Source organism: Synechococcus sp. BSA11S (assembly GCF_014224355.1).
Classification (GTDB): Bacteria; Cyanobacteriota; Cyanobacteriia; order PCC-6307; family Cyanobiaceae; genus Regnicoccus_A.
The window spans coordinates 270,077-285,855 of record NZ_VNWP01000001.1 but is presented as its reverse complement, the minus strand read 5'-3'; the positions used below and the strand labels follow the sequence as shown (position 1 = coordinate 285,855).

General features: G+C 59.1%; 18 protein-coding genes and 1 pseudogene. 11 read left to right on the top strand and 8 right to left on the bottom strand.

Translation table 11 applies throughout. The annotated features are described in order from the left end of the window. Positions 1-197: 197 nt before the first annotated feature. Together FPZ61_RS01555 and FPZ61_RS01550 are read right to left on the bottom strand one after the other, a co-directional pair. Positions 198-1,535: a HEAT repeat domain-containing protein gene (locus tag FPZ61_RS01555; RefSeq protein ID WP_185464130.1), complete on the bottom strand. Its 1,338-nt coding sequence runs from the start codon at positions 1,533-1,535 to the stop codon at positions 198-200. A 441-nt stretch (positions 1,536-1,976) separates the two neighbouring features. Further along, the gene (locus tag FPZ61_RS01550; RefSeq protein WP_185464131.1) at positions 1,977-2,417 is read right to left on the bottom strand and encodes a DUF2656 family protein; all 441 of its coding nucleotides are present in this window, start codon (positions 2,415-2,417) and stop codon (positions 1,977-1,979) included. A gap of 96 nt (positions 2,418-2,513) precedes the next feature. On the opposite strand from FPZ61_RS01550, the gene FPZ61_RS01545 reads away from it, so the two are divergent. After that, positions 2,514-3,431, top strand: coding sequence for a HEAT repeat domain-containing protein (locus tag FPZ61_RS01545; RefSeq protein ID WP_255441246.1), 918 nt, complete (start codon positions 2,514-2,516; stop codon positions 3,429-3,431). Here the strand turns inward: FPZ61_RS01545 and FPZ61_RS01540 are convergent. From FPZ61_RS01540 to cpeB, 3 genes are all read right to left on the bottom strand, one after another. Next, a complete protein-coding gene (locus FPZ61_RS01540; protein WP_185464133.1) occupies positions 3,407-4,045 on the bottom strand; it encodes a HEAT repeat domain-containing protein in 639 nt (212 codons plus the stop codon). The genes FPZ61_RS01545 and FPZ61_RS01540 overlap by 25 nt on opposite strands. Before the next feature lie 86 nt (positions 4,046-4,131). Next, positions 4,132-4,626 (bottom strand): class 1 C-phycoerythrin subunit alpha, encoded by a 495-nt coding sequence (cpeA, locus tag FPZ61_RS01535; RefSeq protein ID WP_094555058.1) that lies wholly within the window; start codon positions 4,624-4,626, stop codon positions 4,132-4,134. Between the two features lie 53 nt (positions 4,627-4,679). Next, positions 4,680-5,240 carry a class 1 C-phycoerythrin subunit beta gene (gene cpeB, locus FPZ61_RS01530; protein WP_185464134.1) on the bottom strand — a complete coding sequence of 187 codons (561 nt, stop codon included), beginning with the start codon at positions 5,238-5,240 and terminating at the stop codon, positions 4,680-4,682. A 412-nt stretch (positions 5,241-5,652) separates the two neighbouring features. On the opposite strand from cpeB, the gene FPZ61_RS01525 reads away from it, so the two are divergent. The 7 genes from FPZ61_RS01525 (at position 5,653) to FPZ61_RS01495 (ending at position 10,654) form a co-directional block, all read left to right on the top strand. Next, entirely contained in the window at positions 5,653-5,868 is a 216-nt protein-coding gene (locus tag FPZ61_RS01525) for a hypothetical protein (RefSeq protein ID WP_185464135.1), read from the top strand. 155 nt (positions 5,869-6,023) lie between these two features. Next, complete coding sequence (locus FPZ61_RS01520) at positions 6,024-6,737, top strand: heme oxygenase (biliverdin-producing) (protein WP_185464136.1); 714 nt, start codon at positions 6,024-6,026, stop codon at positions 6,735-6,737. A gap of 4 nt (positions 6,738-6,741) precedes the next feature. Further along, positions 6,742-7,350 (top strand): phycobiliprotein lyase, encoded by a 609-nt coding sequence (locus tag FPZ61_RS01515; protein WP_231594571.1) that lies wholly within the window; start codon positions 6,742-6,744, stop codon positions 7,348-7,350. Between the two features lie 15 nt (positions 7,351-7,365). After that, positions 7,366-8,097: a 15,16-dihydrobiliverdin:ferredoxin oxidoreductase gene (locus FPZ61_RS01510; RefSeq protein WP_185464137.1), complete on the top strand. Its 732-nt coding sequence runs from the start codon at positions 7,366-7,368 to the stop codon at positions 8,095-8,097. Further along, positions 8,094-8,876: a phycoerythrobilin:ferredoxin oxidoreductase gene (locus FPZ61_RS01505; RefSeq protein WP_185464138.1), complete on the top strand. Its 783-nt coding sequence runs from the start codon at positions 8,094-8,096 to the stop codon at positions 8,874-8,876. Before FPZ61_RS01510 ends, FPZ61_RS01505 begins: the two co-directional genes overlap by 4 nt. Positions 8,877-9,061: 185 nt before the next feature. After that, positions 9,062-9,340, top strand: a complete 279-nt coding sequence (locus FPZ61_RS01500) for a hypothetical protein (RefSeq protein WP_185464139.1) — start codon at positions 9,062-9,064, stop codon at positions 9,338-9,340. A gap of 396 nt (positions 9,341-9,736) precedes the next feature. Then, positions 9,737-10,654, top strand: coding sequence for an NAD-dependent epimerase/dehydratase family protein (locus FPZ61_RS01495; protein WP_185464140.1), 918 nt, complete (start codon positions 9,737-9,739; stop codon positions 10,652-10,654). A gap of 501 nt (positions 10,655-11,155) precedes the next feature. On the opposite strand, the pseudogene FPZ61_RS01490 reads toward FPZ61_RS01495, so the two are convergent. The 3 genes and pseudogenes from FPZ61_RS01490 to FPZ61_RS01480 all read right to left on the bottom strand — a co-directional run. Beyond that, positions 11,156-12,124, bottom strand: a pseudogene (locus tag FPZ61_RS01490) (IS5 family transposase); the annotation flags it as partial. 514 nt (positions 12,125-12,638) lie between these two features. Continuing rightward, the gene (locus FPZ61_RS01485) at positions 12,639-12,899 is read right to left on the bottom strand and encodes a hypothetical protein (RefSeq protein WP_185464141.1); all 261 of its coding nucleotides are present in this window, start codon (positions 12,897-12,899) and stop codon (positions 12,639-12,641) included. Between the two features lie 464 nt (positions 12,900-13,363). After that, positions 13,364-13,567, bottom strand: coding sequence for a hypothetical protein (locus FPZ61_RS01480; RefSeq protein ID WP_185464142.1), 204 nt, complete (start codon positions 13,565-13,567; stop codon positions 13,364-13,366). 156 nt (positions 13,568-13,723) lie between these two features. Between FPZ61_RS01480 and FPZ61_RS01475 the strand changes: the two genes are divergently transcribed. From FPZ61_RS01475 to FPZ61_RS01465, 3 genes are read left to right on the top strand one after another with little or no spacing between them, the layout of a single operon-like run. After that, positions 13,724-14,548 carry a HEAT repeat domain-containing protein gene (locus FPZ61_RS01475; RefSeq protein WP_255441245.1) on the top strand — a complete coding sequence of 275 codons (825 nt, stop codon included), beginning with the start codon at positions 13,724-13,726 and terminating at the stop codon, positions 14,546-14,548. A gap of 50 nt (positions 14,549-14,598) precedes the next feature. After that, entirely contained in the window at positions 14,599-15,267 is a 669-nt protein-coding gene (locus tag FPZ61_RS01470; RefSeq protein WP_370594256.1) for a HEAT repeat domain-containing protein, read from the top strand. Continuing rightward, on the top strand, positions 15,267-15,767 hold the full coding sequence (locus tag FPZ61_RS01465) for a low molecular weight protein-tyrosine-phosphatase (protein WP_185464145.1): 501 nt from the start codon (positions 15,267-15,269) through the stop codon (positions 15,765-15,767). The genes FPZ61_RS01470 and FPZ61_RS01465 overlap by 1 nt, the downstream gene beginning before the upstream one ends. Positions 15,768-15,779 lie beyond the last annotated feature (12 nt).

The window sequence follows — 15,779 nt, the reverse complement described above, 5'->3', positions numbered from 1 at the left end:
AAAGCTTGATTGATCGATTTGAATCGTGCTTGACAGCACTTGGTGGACAGGTCCTGTCTGTCAAGGATGTTGGCCAATGGCCTATGGGCCCACGCCGGAGCTTCAAAATCCTCAGAGCCGTTGCGAGAGTCCCACGGCCTATTTGCAATGAAACTGTCAGCTACTGGGCAAACCATGGAAGCAACAGAACCCGCTATTCAGAGATCAGCCAGTAGCGCACGGACTTGCTTTCTTTTGCTTTCTACGTAGAGATCAGGATCAGGACTCAGGATCATCTCCGCTAAGCCGGAAACGCCATTGACGGATCCCTGCAAGACTAATTCCTGTATAGCCATCAAGGCAGCATATCTACACTCCCAACTGGCTTCCTCCTGCGCATCCATCAAATCTGGCAGACGTGATGACAGACGTTCAGGATTTAAACGCAACAATGAGAGAATAGCGGCAGGACGGGACTTCACAAATTGTGGCCTGCGATTTTGAATGGCGTTTTCACAAAGGTCCTCCACTCTATCCTGCGCATCTCCCCAGCTTGCAATCCGCCCAAACAGCCGCAGGAAGAAATAGTGAGCTCCATAATCGTTATGAGCTTCCTCCAGCCAACGCTGCTCTAGGAGAGGCCAGAGTGACGCCCCAGGATGAGTGCTCATGGCTTGAAGAGCAAGATAGCAACGACTGAAGTCGGTACCAAACAACTCATTGATCAGAAAGGATATCTCTGGTACTTCGTCATAGTGATGAACAACCTGGACACCTTCCGGCTGATCCAAGAGCAGCCTATCCAGCGTTTCCAGAAGTGACAGGCCCTGATGAAGTGGCTCAGCTTCCGGCCAAAGCAGCCGAAGGGCTCGAAGCCGAAAGACTGAGGAGACTGGCGCCTGCAGAACCTGGGGAAGCAGCTCTGCGGCCCTGGAATTGATGACATCCTGGATCGCCGACTGTCGATCCATCTGGTTGGCAAGAAACAAGTGCTCTGCCAGCTCACTGACTCTCTCATGGCTTCCCGAGAGGGTGGCGACTGCCGCCAGAGCAGCCCCACGCACTCCTGGTACTTCATCATCCTGAAGGAGTTCGATCGCCGGAAGGGCCTCCATCACCCCTAAGCCGGCCAGACTCTGAGCCAGTATGCGCCGGTTCTGCCCGGCATCTGCCAACAACATGATCATCTGGCTCAGGATGCGTGGATCCTGGCAACCCAATTGTTGCAGGGCCCACGCTGCATTTTCTACCAGATAGTGATCCTCACTCAGGAGACATCTGCCAATGCTGGTGAGGGCATCCTTACAGCCAAGGCGCGCCAGCACCTCCACCGCCTTACGCCTGGCCAGTCGAGTGGGTTGGCTGTCGTCGTTGTCATCAAGTAGGCTCAGTAGTGCCTGCTCGGAACGCTGACCGGGAAAATTGATCATGTGGGCTGCCGCCATGTAGCGATCGCTGCTTGACTCAAGCTGCTCCACCGGCAAGGCAAGAATGCGCAATGCCTCATCGTGACTGAGGCCGGGATGGAGGTTGTTGAAGCGACCGGAATCGCCCATCATCGTCACCCAGATCTAGCGATACTCCATTGTCCCATTTACGCGTTCCCTTTCCCCGGTTTGTCCCCTAACGAAGAGTGTTGTATACGATCATTGCGAAAGGAGGAACCAACGAGACTTTTCGGCATAATGCGATCCTCTCGCACAACATACTATGGGACCATCTCTCACCGACGCACTCGTCGTCACCGTGGCCTATCCGCAGACTCCCCAACGCCTCTCCAGCAGAGTCCTGAGGATTCCACTGCAAAGCCTCAGCAGCATGATGAATGGCCTCCACCAGCAAGGTGCCGTCGTCACCCATGTGGGCGCATCCATCGCCGAACATTCGGACTCTGCTCCCACAGCCGCAGAGAACACCTCGGAGGACAGGCCATCACGTAAACGTGCCAGCAACAAGAAGGGGTGAGGGGGCGCTTCAAGCGAGCCCCTGGCCACTCACTAGCCCTGTGCAGGATCAAGCAGCAGCTCGAAGACACCATCGGCAGGTCGGCCCGCCTTCAGGGCTTGCCAGTTGATGGACGCAAGAAAAGCATCGGCATCCACCGTCTCCACGATGTCAACCCCCCAGGCGCCCAGCTCCAGTGGAGATCCGGGTGCAGATGGCATGTCCTTGCGGCCGCCCAGAGCCAGAATCGTATGGTTCGTATCGTGGCCATGGTGCTGCCGCAGCAAGGCCCAGCCCTTCAAGAGTTCCCTGGCCAGCGCCGTCGAGTCTGCTGGGCTCTCGATCCTGATCAACCAGTGAGGATGGGACAGAGCCTCGGCCTTGGTGATGCTGGAGCAGTGAAGCGGCAGCCCCTCAGCCAGTTGTTGGGCATCCCATGGCGGCACAGATCCACTCTGAACCTGCAGGTTGTGGGACAGCAGAAATGTGGTCATGGGAGTGCTTGGAAGCTTGACATGTTACTTGCCACGTCACCAGTCACCACTATGGCTTCCATGCTGAGACAATGACCCATGCTCCCCCCAGAAGCCTTGAGCAGTGAGCCCACCGGCGTTCCAGCCACACCTCCAGCCGTCTTCCTCAGCGAGTCAGAGGCCTCCCTGCTGGCCGCAGATCTCAAGAAGCAACTTCGTTCAGGTGAACGCCCCCAAGGCGACGAGATTCTGATCGAAAAAATGGTGGCAGGGCTGGGAGATCCACGTGGCCTGATGCGTCTCACATTCGCCGAAAGCCTTGGTGCGATCGGCACAGCAGCCGTACCGGCTCTCTGCCACGCACTGCGCACCCATGAGAATGTGACAGTTCGCCGTGCAGCCGCGAAAACCCTCACTCTGATCGCTGATCCTGAAGCTCTGCCTGTTCTGGTTGATGCCCTGCTGAACGATGGGGATCCAGTGGTGCAGGGATCGGCTGTCGGCGCAATGGCCGCCACCGGAGAGTGTGCCGTGGATGCGCTCATTGCCGTTCTCTCCAGCAGCGAGAGTAGCTCCATGCATCTGGGCCTGGCCGGTTGGGGGCTTGCCTTCGTTGGCGCCCAGGCACCCGCTGCCCTGCGACGCGCCGCACGGTCCTCCCACACCGAGGTGAGGATCGCAGCCATTGCTGCTCTTGGTGAGCAAATTCAGTCTCTCAATGACCAGGAAGCCCGAGAGCTGGTGATCGAGGCTCTTGGCGATTCCGCTGAACTCGTACGAGCCGAAGCCGTCATCCTGCTCGGGAAACTCCACGAGCCGACCTGGGCAACTCCTTTACTGAAACCCTTGCTCGATGACAACTCGGCTCAGGTGCGCAAGAACACGGCCCTCTCTCTGATGAAACTAGGGGCGATTGACGCCCTACCAGATCTGGAGTCAGCTGCAGGCAGCGAAACCAGCCCTGAAGTGAAACCCATCCTGAACCTCTCTATTCAGCAACTGAGGCAGCATCAAGAGGACAGCAAGGAAGGCTGACGCCCACGCAGATCCTCAACCCTTACCAATGCGGAGGACACAGACTCCCGTACATACGCGTCGGTGTCCTCACAGGCTGCCAACTGGGCCAGGCAGATCGAAACATCGGGATGATCGATGTTGGCGAGGGCATTCACCGCTGCCACAGCTTGAGCCTCGTTACTTCCCCGGCAGACTTGGATCAACAGCGGAAGGGCCTGTTCCCCCACCTGGCCGAGGGCCATCACTGCCGCAATGGCCACCACGGGGGACTCGTCATCCAGAGCGGTCTTGAGGACAGCCATGGCTTCGCTGGGGAATTGAAGGCCGGGGAGATTCGAGGCGATCTGGGCATAGGCCTTCACGCAACTGGCGCGAACGGTGCCATCGCGGCTTGACTGAAATTTCTGTGCCAGCGGCAGCATCGCCTTCTCCCCGAAAGCACCCAGGGCTCGCACGGCGGCCCGCCGTCGAACAACGTCCTCATGATCGAGCAGGAGGATAAGACGCGGCAGGGAAGCCTCGGAGTGGTGGCGGACCATGGCCAGGAAGGCCTCGGTCTGCACGTAGGGATTGGGATGCGCGAGATCGACGAACAGCTGATCAAGAGCGGTGGCGCTGGTGGCAGGAGCCATCAAGAGGAGGCGTTGGGAGGAAGGAGTAGCCATAAACAGAAAAAAAGGGAGGCCCAAAGGCCTCCCCACTGCAGATCAGACCGACCTCAGGAGAGGGAGTTGATGGCGTAATCCAGGTAGCTCTTGAACTCGTTGAGAGCCTGGGGGCTCATGTCGCGGGGGGAGCAGGCGCGGTCACGGGTGTAGGTGAGTGCCTCCACGTAGGCCGAGGTGGGCAGGTTGAGGGTGCGGTACACCTCACGAGCTCCTGCGATGCCCCACTCGTCGAGGGGGCCGGTGCCGCCCACCACGAGGCAGTAGTTGATCAGGCGCAGGTAGTGGCCCAGATCGCGGTAGCACTTGTCGACCTTGGTCTGGGTGCTGCCAGCTTCGCCTTGCTGCTTGAGGTAGGGGTACTTCTTGAAGCAGGCATCGCCGGCTTCACGGGTAACTTTTTCCCAACCATTCGCCAGCTTCTCAGCGGCTTCCAAGCGGGCCGCGGCGCGCTGGATGTTGCCCTGAACGGCCTCGAGGTCGTTCTGGCTGGGGAAGCGACCGGCGGCGTCAGCGGCGGTCACAACGGTGGTGACAACTGATTTCATCGAATGTTTCCTGTGTTGGAGGGTGAAAAAGTGAAAATGGACAACTCAGCCGATCAGGCGAGTGCGCTGGCCACGCGGTCAAAGTAGGAAGCAGCTTCGGCCACCAAGGCGGAGCAGTCACCCTGGACTGTTTCCATCTTGCGGAAACGGGTCTCGTCAGGATTGGTGCCGGTGGTATTGGTCTCGTTGATGTGGGCGGTGGAGGATGCCTTCATGATGGACACGGCACGAGCAGCCGACTGCAGAGGCACGCCCAGAGCGATGTAGGTCTCCTTGAGGCCGTTCAGGCAGCGGTCATCCAGCACAGACGGATCACCAGCCAAGAGTGCATAGCTGATGTAGCGCAGCACGATCTCTCCATCGCGGAGGCAAGCGGCCATGCGACGGTTGGGATAGCAGTTACCACCAGCCTGGATCAGACCGGTGTTCTCACAGATCATGCCAGTGACAGCATCAGAAACGATGCAGGAGGCATTGGAGGTGATGGCGTTAACGGCGTCAAGCCTCTTGTTGCCCTCGGCAACGTAATTGCGAAGTGTCGCCAGTTCGCCACTACCAATGGCAGTGTTTTTGGCGTCAGCACTGATAACTGTGCGAGAAAAGGCGTCGAGCATGGGGACAAACCCGGACTAGGGAAAATGTTGGAAGAAGCTTCGTGCATTACTCAAACGGCTCTGATTGCTACAGGAGAAATCAGGAAACCATTGATCGCGCTAGTCCCGAGGACCGAAGCTCCATGAAGTTACCCGGAGACCCTGGCACCCCCCCCCCTATAAACGCGTCACGCAAGATTTCGTGACGCGAACCAGGCCGGCCATGCGCGCGATGGTGGCAGCCGACAAGACCCCACGCAGGAACAGGGGTCCCCAGAGTCATGACCCTGGTGCCGGGAAGAAGCAGGCCCTCACCGAAGAGCGTATTTCACATTTTCTTCTGCTTCGGATGGCGGCGGCGGGTGATCTGGCGCGCTGGTCATGGCACGCGTCAGCCGGCTTCGTACCCTGATCGGCAGGACTGCGCCACTCCATGTCAGAACCCAGCCTTCAGGAACTGAACGACTCCATCGAGGTCCTTGCCGCCTACAGGGATCGCCTAGTGGCTGATGTCACGGCCATGGGCCAGCGTCTCAAGCTCCCCCAGAAGAAGGTGGATGCCACCCTCGCCTCCCACGCCGAACTGCAGCGCATCGAGGCCGTCCTGACACAACTGCTCAGCCAACGGGACACCAGCTCTTCCACCTGATCCAACCCTGGGCTCAGCCGGCGGTGGCTGGATCAGTCGCGACACATCGCCACCGATTGTTTTCAAGAGTTTCCTTAAGGCCCTCCGGCTGATGGACGTATTCAGGGGGTGGGCACTTGTAGCGTTCAAGACTGCCCTCTTCCGCCTCCCTCCCCATGCCTGTCGCACTTGCTTCCCAATTGAGGGAGGGAACCAAAAAAGCCCACACGATGGCCGAGAACACCGGTTTTGTGAGCTGCTTCCTCAAGGGGGTGGTGGACAAGGCCAGCTACCGCACCCTGGTGGCCGACCTCTGGTATGTGTACAGCGCCATGGAAGAGGCGATCGGCAAGCTCACCTCTCATCCAGTGGTCGGGCCGATCGCCTTCGCCGAGCTCAACCGCCGCGAGGCCCTTGAGCAGGATCTCACCTTTTACTACGGAGGCGACTGGCGCCAGAAGATCCAGGCCACACCTGGAGCTCAGTCCTATGTGGCCCGTCTGCATCAGGTGGCCAAGGACGCCCCAGAGCTGCTGGTGGGCCATCACTACACCCGCTACATCGGCGATCTCTCCGGCGGCATCATTCTCAAGAACATCGCCCAGAAGGCGATGAACCTGAGCGAGCACGACGGCCTGCGCTTCTACGAGTTCGACGCCATCGCCGACGAGAAGGCGTTCAAGACCACCTACCGCGCCACCCTCGACGCACTGCCGATCGACCAGGCCACCGCTGATCGCATCGTGGCCGAGGCCAACGAGGCCTTCCACTGCAACATGAGGATGTTCCAGGAACTGGAAGGCAACCTGGTGGCGGCCATCGGAAAGGTGCTCTTCGGCTTCCTCACCCGTCGCCAGCGGGCCGGCAGCACCGAGGCTGTCGCCGCCTGATTCGATGCAGACCGCACCACCGTTGACCATGGCGGAGTTCCTGGCCGCCAGTGCCGGTACCTGGTTGACGCGCCGCGCCGTTCACCATCTCGATCATCAGGACGATGAAGCCGGCGATTCCAACCTCACAATCGAGCCATTCGAGGCCTCCGATGCGGTGGTTCAGCGGGTCTGCGACAGCCTTGGGCTGGCCTCAGCCCAAGTGGCGGGCGGAGCTCGCTTCTGGTGGGAAAGCAACCTCAAGGAGGGGAGCCGCAGTGACGAGCAGGCGGCCGTGCTGGTCGATGTGGTGGATGACCAGAATCCCCGCCAGGGATTTCTACTGCGCGACAAGGGCTACATCGAGAAGCAGCCGGTGATGAGCACCTACTCCTTTGCCGATGACGGCCTGTTGACGATTACCACCCGCTATGACACAAATGTCGGCGTGGAGCGTTGCTGGTTTGTGACCGAGGGGGTACGAATCCGTGTCAGCAGTGTGCAGTTTCTCGATGGCGTCAGCATGACAACCTATTGCACAGAGCTGCGCTGCCCCAGCACCGATCAGCTGGAAGCCATGTCTGCTAACGCCCAGAGTCGTTTCCACCTCTCCACCCCAGCGACTGGCCACTGAGGCCTGATCCTCCCCATGTTCGACTCCTTCCTCGATGAGCTCCATGCCGGGATCAAAGCCAGGGGGGCAGAGGCTCTGTCGATCCCGGACGGCTTGGCGGAATGCCGCTCTGCCAAAGGCAACAGCGTCATCCGCAGCTGGCTGTGGCACTTGCCCGGCATCCGCCGCTGGCGGGTGACCCGGCTCGATGCAGGGGACAGTCTGCAGGTGCTCAACTCAGTGGCCTATCCCGCCTTCAGCCGCGACCAGCCTCTGCTGGGGATCGATCTGCTCTGGTTCGGCACACGCCAGAAACTGGTGGCCGTGCTCGATTTCCAGCCCCTGCTTCAGACCCCGGACTATCTGGATCGGCACCTCCAGGGGCTGCATCGATTGCACGACCGGTTTCCTGATCTCAGTGGCGAGGAGACCATGCGCTCCTATGACCCGCACCAGTACTTCTCCCCCTGGCTGCTGTTCTGCCGGGGGAACGCTGAACAGGCTCAGGGAGCCTTGCCCGAAGCGTTCGGTGCCTTTCTCTCCCAGTACTGGGCCCTGCACGACAGCCCCGCCACCGGCCTTTCCCTGGAGCCTGAGGAGGTAGCCCGTCTGCAGAACGCTTACGACATCTACAGCGCCGAACGTGATCCAGCTCACGGTCTGTTCACCAGCCATTTCGGCAAGGCCTGGTCGGACCGTTTCCTGCATGAGTTTCTATTCCCCGGGAGCAGCCAGGCACCCGATCCGACCCCCGAGCTAGCCCCATGACTCCTTCCTTGCCGACCCACCCGTGCAGCCTTGATCCAGTCACCCTGCCCGGATGGAGATGGGGGCCTTTCCTGGATCACGCCGTGGAGGCCCTTCAGCCTCTGCGGCCTGAGGCCTACCCGATCGAGCCCCGTTTTCTGCGGCGTGAAGGTGTCACCGGTTCCAAAGCCCACCCCGTCGCTGTGACAACGTCCACCTGGGCGTGCAGAACTGACAAGCTCCGGCAGGTTCGGGCCGCGTGCGTGGAGGCCGGGGTGGCCGCCTCGGTGCTGAATTTCGTGGCCAATCCCTCCAGCAACTTCGATCTTCCCTTCTTCGGAGCCGATCTGGTCACTCTGCCCTCGGGCCATCTGATCGCGCTGGATCTTCAACCCGCACTCAAAAAGGATCAGGCCCACACCATGCAAGTCTGGGAGCGTCTGGTGCCGCTGTGGGAGAACTGGACGAAGCTTCTGCCTTCAGGGGGGCCGATTCCATCGGAAGCGGAGCCCTACTTCTCTCCAGGGTTCCTATGGACGCGCCTTCCCCTCGGCGAGCAAGGAGATGAGCTGATCCGCTCAGCCGTTTTTCCGGCCTTCGTGGCCTACTTCGATCTCTATCTCCAGCTGGTGGCGGAAGCCACTCCTGTGGAGGAGAAGCGCTGCGAAGAACTGCTGGCAGGCCAGCAGCGCTATGTGGCCTACCGGGCCGAGAAGGACCCAGCACGGGGCATGCTCACCCGTTTCCACGGGGCCGAGTGGACTGAGGCCTACATCCACGGGGTGCTCTTCGACCTCTGAGGTCAGCCCTGCCGGCAGAAAGGGGCGGCCGTGTCAGCCCCCACATCCCACCCATGCGATTGCGGGATCGTTTGTCTGGTTCGGGCTCGATCGCTCAATGGCTGCATCCCCGTAGCCCTATCACCGGGACAGGACTTCACTTCGGGCATGCTCCTTGGCCTGATGCACCACCGCCAGGGCATGCCATGAGCCTGTTCGCGGGTCAGGCCACTCCTCGCACCGAAGGGTGCTGGATCATGCGGAGTGGCGGCGAAATCAACTTGGCCGAAGCGCAGCTGCCTGCTCGCCATTCGCGCTTACGCCGGCAGCTCTCGCCTTTGATCAGGATGCTCATGCTGCGGTCCACCAATCGGCAGGCCGGAGCCACCGGCATAGCGCTGACGGGGAGGACGTTGTCTCACTCGCTCAAAGGCTGGTTACTGGGCACCAGCAGGGATTTCCGTCATCAGGAGTGGTGTGAGTGATCAGTGGTGTCCAATCGCACCATCAATCTTCGATTCGATAGACACTGAACTCCTTGGTGAAAGACCTGTCTTCGCTGGCTCCGGTTCCTGCAGGGCCCAAGGTCACCTGAAACCACCATTGGCGACAGTCATCGCTGCGCTGCTTCACCTTATAGCTCCGCATCTCCTGGTCCTTGAGGGCCAGAACGAGGGCGTCGCCACTGCAACCTGGACAGGTCACCTGAAGTTCCTCAAGTCCCTCCGCAGTGATCCGGTAGCTGGGCATTGGAACGGCACACCTCATTCCATCTTCTCAAGTGAGGCCGGCCAGCAAACCACCTGCATGGAGACGAACAGTAGCCTTCGCCACACGACCTCAACAACTCTAAGCTAAACTTTACGAAATGCAACAGTCGCGTGACCTCCTCTCCAGACCTGGCCTCGCTTTACCAGCTGCTGGCCAAGAAGCAGCGTCCCATCCTGCCCTCAGGTGAGCAAAGGGCCATCCTGGGCTGTGGCTACGTGGGTGAAGCGGTCGCCAAGACCTGGAGGCAGCAGGGACATGAACTCTGGGGAACCACAACCCGTCATGAACGCTTGATCGAATTGGCTGAATTTGTTGATGCGCCAGTTGTTTTTGATTCCACGGACTCCAGCAGCAACCTGGATTTTACCAGAAATCTTGATGGAATACTGGTGTCCTTCGCGCCCTCAAAGAGTGCTCATGTTGACATTAACCAATATCAGGAAACATTCCTTGGAGGCCTGGAATTATTGATTGATTCGATAAAGCATCGTTTAAGTGAAACACCACTTCAGTTGGTTCACTTGAGCAGTTGCGGCGTTTATGGAAATCGGCGCGGAGCAATGACCGACGAGACTGACCAGCTCGACTGTCTTCACCCCGTCAATGAGGTCCTGGCAGGAGCTGAAGAGATGATTCAATCGGTCCGCTCAGAGACAGTCAACGTCTGCATTCTACGACTGGGCGGCATCTATGGTCCCGGTCGTGATATTCCTGGTATACTTCTTTCAGCAGCAGGCAGCACGATTCAGCGCAATGGCCAGAATGTGCCGTGCTGGGTCCATCTTGATGATATTGTTCGTGGAATAAATTTTGCTTTCGAGCACAAACTCAACGAAATTTACAATTTGGTGAATGATACTCAGTACACCGGTCAGGAACTTACCGATCGCTTGTGCGAACGGGCTGGCCTGCCTACAGCAAAATGGCTGTCGGTGGACACGACCGATCGAGTACTCAATGCGAGAGTGAGTAATGCCAAACTCAAGCGACTCGGCTTCACGTTGACTCAACCCTCCATGGTGGGCTGATAACGCCATTCAACCCAACGAGTCAGCTGATCCATCTCATCGTATTCAATGATCAGATGCACAAAGATCCTGGCACTTAACAAGCAGCCAAAATTCAGGGAAGCTCTGATCAAGACGCCTTAATCCGAATAATCTAGTCTCATTCTCATCAATGAGACGATACTGAGCAGATTTCGCCCACTTTTCGCTCAGAGAAGCCCTTGAAAAGACTTCAGGCAGTTCCCACCATTCGTTTTGGCTTGATTTCTGGATGATTATCGGTCTTTAGACACACTATACCCTTGCTTTACGCTGAGGAAGCTCTGATCAAGACGGCTTAATCCAAAAAACCTAGTCTCATTCTCGTCAATGAGACGATACTTAGCAGAATTTGACCCCCCATTCGCTCACAGCAGTCCTTGCAGAGACGTTCAGGCAGTTTTCACCATGCATTTTGCCTTGATTTCTGGACGATTGTCGACCTTTAAGACACACTAAACCCTTGTACTGCGCTGGATCAGGTATTCGCTCCCGTACCATCCAGAGGTTTGCCAGGGCAAAGAGCAACTTCAGCTTGAGGTCGTTCTTGCGGATGCCTCGGTAGAAGACCTTCCGGAATCCGAACTGACATTTAATGATCCGAAAGGGATGCTCTACTTTGGCGCGGAAGTGGGCTTTCGCCGTCTCAATCAGATCCAGAAGCCTGCCCTCTGATGTCTCTGGAAGCACTCTGCGCTGGCCGGGCTTCATGGCAATTCTGAACTCAGCCTCGCAGTTCTGGAAGTCGTTTCGTTTCTCGATGCCGATGTGGCCTGCATCGCCGTAGATGAGGCGTTCATCCCCATGGAGCCGTTCAGCTGCTGTGTTCAGCTCATGAACATTGGCGGCGGTGCTCTCAACAGAGTGGACCAGGCCAGATGCGGCATCAACTCCGATGTGGCAGCGCATTCCAAAGAACCACTGCTTACCCTTGGCCACTGAGTGCATGTCAGGATCCCTCTCCTTGGCCTTGTTCTTGGTGGAGCTGGGGGCATTGATGATCGTGGCATCAAGGATCGTTCCTTCCCTCAGCATCACTCCTCTCTCGCTAAGCATCTGGTTCACACCCTCAAGAATCTGCTCCGCGATCCGGTGCTCTTCCAGCAGATGGCGAAAGTTGAGAATCGTCGTCTCATCAGGGATCCGGCCATCCATCGTCTCGATCCCTGCGAAGCGGCGGAAGCAGGGCGTATCGATCAGCATCTCCTCCATCAATGGATCTGAAAGCGTGAACCACTGCTGCAGCAGGTGGATCCGCAACACCACCTCCAAAGGAATCGGCGGACGGCCTCCTTTGCTGGACGGCTTGTGATACACGGGCTCGATCAAGGCCAGAAACGCTTCCCAGGGAACTGTGGCCTCCATCTCATCCAAGAAGCGCTGGCGACGCGTCCTCTTTTTGGCGTAGATCTGCTCGTAGTCCGTGAAGCCCAGCTGGAGGGGGGCGGCCATCCGTTCCAGTCTCAGTCTTGGATCTGGACTGATTTTAGCGGGTTTTTCAGGTGTTCCTCAGATCAAATGGTCCATGAAGAAAACTTCCTGGCACGCTGCACAGTAGATTGTCAGCAAAATAGCCGTTAACATCATGCTTTTGAAAGTTTCTGGCAGCGAACCCCGCGGTCGCACGTTTTGAAGGCGTGTGCTCAGTCCATTTGCCGGGTCGTAATTCCTGCTCCATTCCAGGCCAACCTGCTATTGCCTAACATAGATCTTGCTGAGAATCTGGTTCGTCCCGAACGGGATCTATGCAAGCTCTCTAGCAGCCAAAGGGTGTCGCGGCCAATGATTAAAGGTTCCTACCACGGTTATCCTGCCATTGATAGAGAGCAATGATCATGGATCGGGAGCAGGAGGTGAAAAATTAACTTCATGGCCTGCACGTCCAGCCCTTCCGTCCATTTCCAGACTTGACTGATCAGCTGCATCTTGAAAATGCCAATAGCTGTTGCCTAGATTATAGTTATGCCTATGCAATGGAAACTTGCGTTCCCTGTTTGAAGCAAATCGCAAGCCAGTTCCAGGCCAAAAGTCCCGTGTCGGCATCTGAAAAACTTATCGCATACATTGTTGACCCAGCTGGATCTGATTCTCCACGGGCCAGATCTATTCCAGCGCTCTCTCGGCCGTACCAGGTCGTCACCCCCTGCCAGTCGCCATCAATGCTGGCTCGCATCAGATCCCACTGACGATCAGCTCCTGTGTTGCTCTGGCTGGTCGTGCTTGCCATGGTGCTCAGTCCAGAATCCGGATCGTCATCGCCTGATTCTCTCAGGTCGAAGAAACGACCAGCTAAAAGTAGACCTTTTGGAGGTGAAGTTCGGCGGCACCGGCTCGGGGTGGCGAAGCTGCTTCTCATGTCTGAGCAGGGGAGAAGCCCCTTGTTCAGACTAGCGTGGAGTTCCCGTAGACGCCGTTCTGAAAGAGCTGAGTGGCGCCCACCCGCTGGTGGACGGAGACAAGAGCGATGATCTCGTTGCAGTGGCACGGATTCAGCGCAGGGTGCGACTACTGCACTAGATGATCACCTGATCGCTGATATGCAAGGCAATTCAAGAGGAGATTCTGGCCATTTCACCTGTAAGGGATAGACCTTGTAGGCAAGGCAAAAGACCAATGTTTAGCCAAGAATGTACCCACAATACCAAGCAGCAATTTTGGACGAAGTACCGTTCTCCACTGTATTTTCTGCATTTACGTCTTCACATCAATGGTGATCTGCACCCTCTCCCGATAGGCGTTGAAGCAGTGGCCCTCGGTGGTGATCCGCAGGGCGGTGCCCTCCCTGAGAGCACAGTTGAGGCGGAACATAAGGGGCACGTAGCTGGCGGCGAGGCTCACCGATGAGATCCCCTCGAAGCAGGCGTCTGGTGACCCATTGGCTGGGAGGGTGAGCATGGGCCTCGAAGAGCCTGGATACCGGGGGTTTCTGCCAAGACCCAGCGCTAAAGAAACGATCCCGCCGCCGGAGTGCTCATCAGGACATGGGGAGATGGGGCCCATCGGATGGATGCAATGGCAACATCAATGGTTCCCCTATGCACCGTGCGGGCCATGGCTGGCACTGCTGATCTGGATTCCGCCATGGCCACAGCCGGCGAACCCATCTCTGAGCAGGAAGCGTTGCAGCGCCTGCGCCAGAGCGAGGATCAATCCGATTCGTACTACGCCGCCTGGTGGCTGGGCCGAATGCGCAGCCGCCATCCAGAGACGGTGCCCCTGCTTCGAGCGGCCTTGCGTCGGCGCCAGCCCCGTGCGCTTTCGTCCGGTGTGGAAGAGAACGCCGTGGCCCGCAATGCTGCCCGGGCGCTGGGGAAGCTGGGGGATCCACAGGCAATCCCCGATCTGCTTGCTGCCCTTGAGGACGAGGACGACGGGCTGAGGGAAGCGGCGGCGCGAGCTCTTGGGGAACTCCGTGCAAGCGAGGCCGTTTCGCCAATCTGTGCCCGCCTGGCCAGCGATCAGGCCGGGCAACCCCTTCCCAACAGCCTGAGGTTACGAGAACCCTGCGAGGCCCTGATCGAGGCCCTGGGGGACATCGGCGTAGCCGCTGCCGATGTGGTGGCCGCGATCCAGCCTTTCGCCACCCACGAGCGGCCCCTGATCCGCAGCGCCGCCGCGCGGGCCCTGTTCCAGCTCACACAGGATCGGCGCTGGGGACAAAACCTGATCGAACTGCTTGAACATCCCCTGCTGCAGGTCCGACGTTCCGCCCTGATGGACCTGGGCGCCGTGGGTTGGCGAGCGGCGCTCGAGCCGATCCGGGACACCCTTGCGGAAAACAGCCTCAAACTGATCGCCCTGAGGGGGCTGGTGGAACGGGGCCAAGCCCCCCCTGACACCGAGACTGTGCTCAGGGTGATGGACGACTTGCTTTGAGTAAGACAGCAGACGATGGGCTGGGCTTGATCAGGCCCTGGATCAGAGCCGTGGAGCGCGCCGACAGCGCGGATGGGTTGCAGAAGGCGACCGAAAATCTGGCTGGAGCCCTCGCTGCTCTGGCGAAGGCAGATCATCAGGGTGAATCGCCCTGCGATCCCGAGGGCCTAGACGCGATTGATTGCCTGCTCCAAGTGCTTGGATTCAACAATCCTGGCGCCGCTGTGGCGGCTGTGGATGGGGTGATCGCGATCGGCCCCCCTGCTGTGGAGCCGCTACTGGGCAGCCTCGATCAACGGAACTACGGAGCCCGGGCCTGGGCGGTGCGTGCCCTTGCAGGGATCGGCGACGTGCGTGGACTCGACCTCCTCGAGAGCGCCCTTTCCTCAGATATCGGACCCAGCGTGCGGCGAGCCGCGGCCCGGGGCCTGGGTCAGCTCCGCCTCGAGGCCCTGCCCCAGATCGAGCAAATCAACGTAAGGCAACGTTGCCTCGACGCCCTTCTGGGCGGTGGCGGCGATGGCGAATGGGTGGTCCGCTACGCCGTGGCGGTGGGACTGGAGCGACTACTGCTCGGCATGGGCAGGGCAGAGCCAGGGCATCGCTCCGGACTGCAGGCCCTGCAGGAGCTGGCCGGCGAGCCCGGGGACGACACCCCGGTGGTGCGACTGCGGGCCGGACTGGCCCTGAGCCGCCTCACTGGCGGGGCGGGGTGCTGATGGAACGTTCCCGTCTGTTGTTCGTCTGCCTGGGCAATATCTGCCGCTCCCCCGCCGCAGAAGGGGTGTTTCTGCACCACCTGCAGCTGCAAGGTCTGGAACAGTCCTTCAGTGTCGATTCGGCCGGCACGGGCAACTGGCATGCCGGTCAGCCGGCCGATGCGCGCATGCGAGCCGCGGCTACCGGGCGCGGCATCCACCTGCCCAGCCGTGCCCGCCAGATCGTGGTAGCCGATCTTGATCAGTTCGATCACATACTCACCATGGATGACGACAACCTGGCGGCGGTCCAGGCCATGACCCGGGGCCGTAGATCCTGGGCCCAGATCAGGCCGATCACCCAGCACTGCCGCTTGCACAGGGTCCGTGAGGTACCGGATCCCTACTACGGCGGCGCCGATGGCTTCGATGAGGTGCTGGACCTGCTCGAGGATGCCTGCACGGGCCTGCTCGACGACCTGCTGGCCACCGGCACACCCTGGAAGCCATCGGAACAATGAGCCGACGGCAGG